We start from the raw sequence: 3,060 nt of genomic DNA, 5'->3' as shown, positions 1-3,060 counted from the left end.
AATGCGGCCGGCATGCGCATCGCGACGGTGTCGCTTTCGGGTCAGCGTCAGGTCAGTCGCGAGGAGATCTTTGCGGCGGCCGGGGTGACCGACCATTCCTCGCTGCTGTTCCTCGATGTCGGCGACGCGCGCGCCAGACTGGAGGCGATCCCGTGGGTCGCCGAAGCGACGGTGCGCAAGTTCTATCCGGACCGTCTCCAGATCACGATCACCGAGCGCGAGCCGTTCGCGCTGTGGCAGATGGACGGCAAGGTCCAGGTCATCGCGGCCGACGGCACGGTGCTCTCGAACCGGATCGAGCCGCGTCTTGCGTCTCTGCCGTTCGTGGTCGGGCCGGGTGCGGCAGCAGCGGCGCGCGGTTTCCTTGCCGTCCTCGATGCCTATCCGGCAATCCGGGACCAGGTGCGCGCATCGATCTTCGTTGCCGAGCGGCGCTGGAACCTGCGGCTGAAGAGCGGCCTCGATGTGCGTCTGCCCGACGCGAACATTGAAGCTGCCCTCGACACGCTCGCGCGCCTTGACCGTGAGAAGGCGTTGCTGAGCCGCGATATCACGGCGGTCGATCTTCGCCTTGCTGATCGCGTGACGGTGCGGGTCTCCGATGCGGTCGCGCAGGCGCGCGAGGAAGCAATCAAGAAGGCGACGAAGAAGAAAGGCGGCGACGCGTGAGCGATCTGGCGCATGCGTCGCTTCATCCCTCCCCCGCAGGGTGGTTCGGCCGCAGGCCGAACCGGGTGGGGCAGGGCGCGGCCTTTGGAAACTGCTAAACAAGCTCCATCCGCAAATTGCGCCCCACGGCCTGCGCGGCGCGCGTGAGCGTGCCAAGCGTCACGGACTCGTTCTCGGGGTCGAGCAGCCGGTCGAGCTGGGCGCGGCTCGTCTTCATGCTCTTGGCAAGTTCGGTTTTGGAGATGCCTTGCTCTTGCATGAGCGCATCGAGCTGGCGGGCGATCACGCGTTTGATGGCGCGTGCGGTCACACCCTCGTAGATGCCTTCTTCCTTCAGGAAATCGTCGAACGACGATCCGATCCGCCCCTTTTGTTTCTTCGTCATGTGATCTCCTTTTTTCGCTTCAACGCCAAATTCAAATCGTTTTGCGGTGTCTTCTGTGTTTTCTTGATGAAACCGTGCAGCAACACCATCCGCCCCTCATTGATGCAGAACAGCACGCGGGCGATGCGGCCTTGCGTCAAGCTGCTGCGGACTTCCCAAAGGCCCGCGCCCAGCGCCCGAACCAAGGGCATGCCGATTGGCCATGAGAACTCCACGTCCTTGATGTCCTCGCCGATTATCTTGCGGTCGGCGGCATCAAGGCTCCTGATCCATTCGCGGACCGGAACATGCCCTGACGGCAATTCATAAAAGAAAGCGGGAAGGCGCTTCACGATCCTCTCATCGGGTAATCGTACCAAAAATGGTACCGTGATGCAAGCCCAAAATGGCGTTGGGTTTCGCGGGCGACGATCGACGATCACACGGGCTGCTTCATCCCTGCCCCGCAGGGGGAGGGTGGTTCGGCCGCAGGCCGAACCGGGTGGGGCAGGGCGCGGCGTTTGATTTCGCCCCGAGGGCTTCCGGGCTATGCGGCCCGCGGCACCGGCAACCCCGCCGCGCGGCAGATCGCCTGCTCGGTCGAGGCGAAGAGCGTCATGCACTCCTCCTCCTCGCACATCGGGTAACCCTGCGCGTAGCGCTCGCGCACGTAAGCCAACGCGGCTGCAACGCCCCGCAGCGTTTGCGGCACCGTCGCGACGAAGCGCTCGGCCGCGTCCCCCAGGATGTCTACGAAACGTCCTTCGGCCGCATAGGCTTGCCTGAGCCGCTTGTTGGCGGCGCGGCGCGCCCCGCGCGGTGCGTGCCATGCCGCCTGCTCGGCTGCGGCCAGTTCACCGGCAAAGGCGGCGAGGTCGTCATAGGCGCGGGCGTGCGCGGCGATGGCTGCGAAGATGGGGTCGGGTTCGGCGGGCGGAGCCAGTAGCCCGGATGGAGCGCCAGCGACATCCGGGGACGGGAGCGCGGGCACGGCGGCCACCGGCAGGGCCGCAACCCCTGAAAGGATCGCTCGACGCGTGATAAAGTCACGCTTAGCCTGCGCCATGGGTCAACTCCGTGGCTCGGGTCAGAGCCGGATAGCCGTTGCAAGCGGCCATCCGGTTCGCAATTATCCAATACCAGAAAATAAACCGATGTCAATATCTGAAACTAGAAAAAAGCGTGGACGCGGACGCCCTCGGATCGACGCGACGCCAATCCAGGTGCGCATCCCGCCGGCGTTGCTCAAGGCGTTTGATCAATGGATGGCCGACAGTCGAACCGCATATGCGTCGCGGCCGGATGCAATCAGGGCCATCCTCGCCGCTCATCTCAGCAAACGCGGATATCTTCCCAAAAAATAACGGCTGTAGGGTGGGCAAAGGCGCGTCTTGTCCGCCGTAGCGAAGCGAAGGCGGAAGCGCCGTGCCCACGCGACCACAGCAGCACTGGATGCAATATCTGGTGGGCTCGCTTCGCGTAGCCCACCCTACGCTCGCTGATCGAGAAGATTTTGATCGAATGGCTGCGCAAAAAGGGATATCTGAAGCTATAGCGTAAATAGCGGCTGACCTACTCCGATGCGTATCGTTTCGTCTGAGTCGCTGCACTAAAGGGAATCGTCGCCGGTCGGAGGATCCGTGCCTGATTCATGGATTAGCCCTGCTATCAGAGATGCGGAAGTCGTCGTGCGAACGGCGGCAATCGTTGTTGCTGGTATTTGGGCGTACGCAAAATTTGTAAAGGGAAGAGTCTTTCAGCCGAGGCTTGAAACAAGCGTTCGCGCTTCATCTCAGGTGAGAGATAACGTCATTACGCTTGCGATATCATTCTCAGCAAAGAATGTCGGATTGTCGCGAGTGGACATCACGCAAGACGGCAGTGGGCTGCGTGTAAGTATTTCAGAGCCGGTTACTCCAGATGCTATGGTCGCTGTACCATGGACGCACAAAGGTACTTACGCAATCTTCACCAGACATGGATGGATTGAGCCGGGGGAATCCATTTTTGAAGAGAAGCTCGTTTCG

At 62.0% G+C, this 3,060-nt stretch carries 5 protein-coding genes; 2 read left to right on the top strand and 3 right to left on the bottom strand.

Going from position 1 to position 3,060, the window contains the following annotated elements:
* A partial coding sequence (locus tag QOH60_RS28650; protein WP_526425277.1) for a cell division protein FtsQ/DivIB occupies positions 1 to 669 on the top strand: 669 nt, incomplete at its 5' end.
* A 94-nt stretch (positions 670 to 763) separates the two neighbouring features.
* Here the strand turns inward: QOH60_RS28650 and QOH60_RS28645 are convergent.
* From QOH60_RS28645 to QOH60_RS28635, 3 genes are all read right to left on the bottom strand, one after another.
* A complete protein-coding gene (locus QOH60_RS28645) occupies positions 764 to 1,054 on the bottom strand; it encodes a helix-turn-helix domain-containing protein (RefSeq protein WP_327568477.1) in 291 nt (96 codons plus the stop codon).
* On the bottom strand, positions 1,051 to 1,386 hold the full coding sequence (locus QOH60_RS28640) for a type II toxin-antitoxin system RelE/ParE family toxin (RefSeq protein WP_526425276.1): 336 nt from the start codon (positions 1,384 to 1,386) through the stop codon (positions 1,051 to 1,053). Before QOH60_RS28640 ends, QOH60_RS28645 begins: the two co-directional genes overlap by 4 nt.
* 194 nt (positions 1,387 to 1,580) lie before the next feature.
* Positions 1,581 to 2,099: a hypothetical protein gene (locus QOH60_RS28635; protein WP_526425275.1), complete on the bottom strand. Its 519-nt coding sequence runs from the start codon at positions 2,097 to 2,099 to the stop codon at positions 1,581 to 1,583.
* A 574-nt stretch (positions 2,100 to 2,673) separates the two neighbouring features.
* On the opposite strand from QOH60_RS28635, the gene QOH60_RS28630 reads away from it, so the two are divergent.
* On the top strand, positions 2,674 to 3,060 hold a 387-nt coding region (locus QOH60_RS28630; RefSeq protein WP_526425274.1), incomplete at its 3' end, for a hypothetical protein.

Origin of the sequence: Mycobacterium sp., assembly GCF_032159765.1 — a bacterium.
In the GTDB taxonomy this organism is placed as follows: domain Bacteria; phylum Actinomycetota; class Actinomycetes; order Mycobacteriales; family Mycobacteriaceae; genus Mycobacterium.
This window is presented reverse-complemented; position numbering and strand designations above follow the sequence as displayed.

Coding starts and splice junctions, on each gene's coding strand:
- QOH60_RS28645 (WP_327568477.1), bottom strand. CDS start 1,054: ATGACGAAGAAACAAAAGGGGCGGATCGGATCGTCGTTCGACGATTTC.
- QOH60_RS28635 (WP_526425275.1), bottom strand. CDS start 2,099: ATGGCGCAGGCTAAGCGTGACTTTATCACGCGTCGAGCGATCCTTTCA.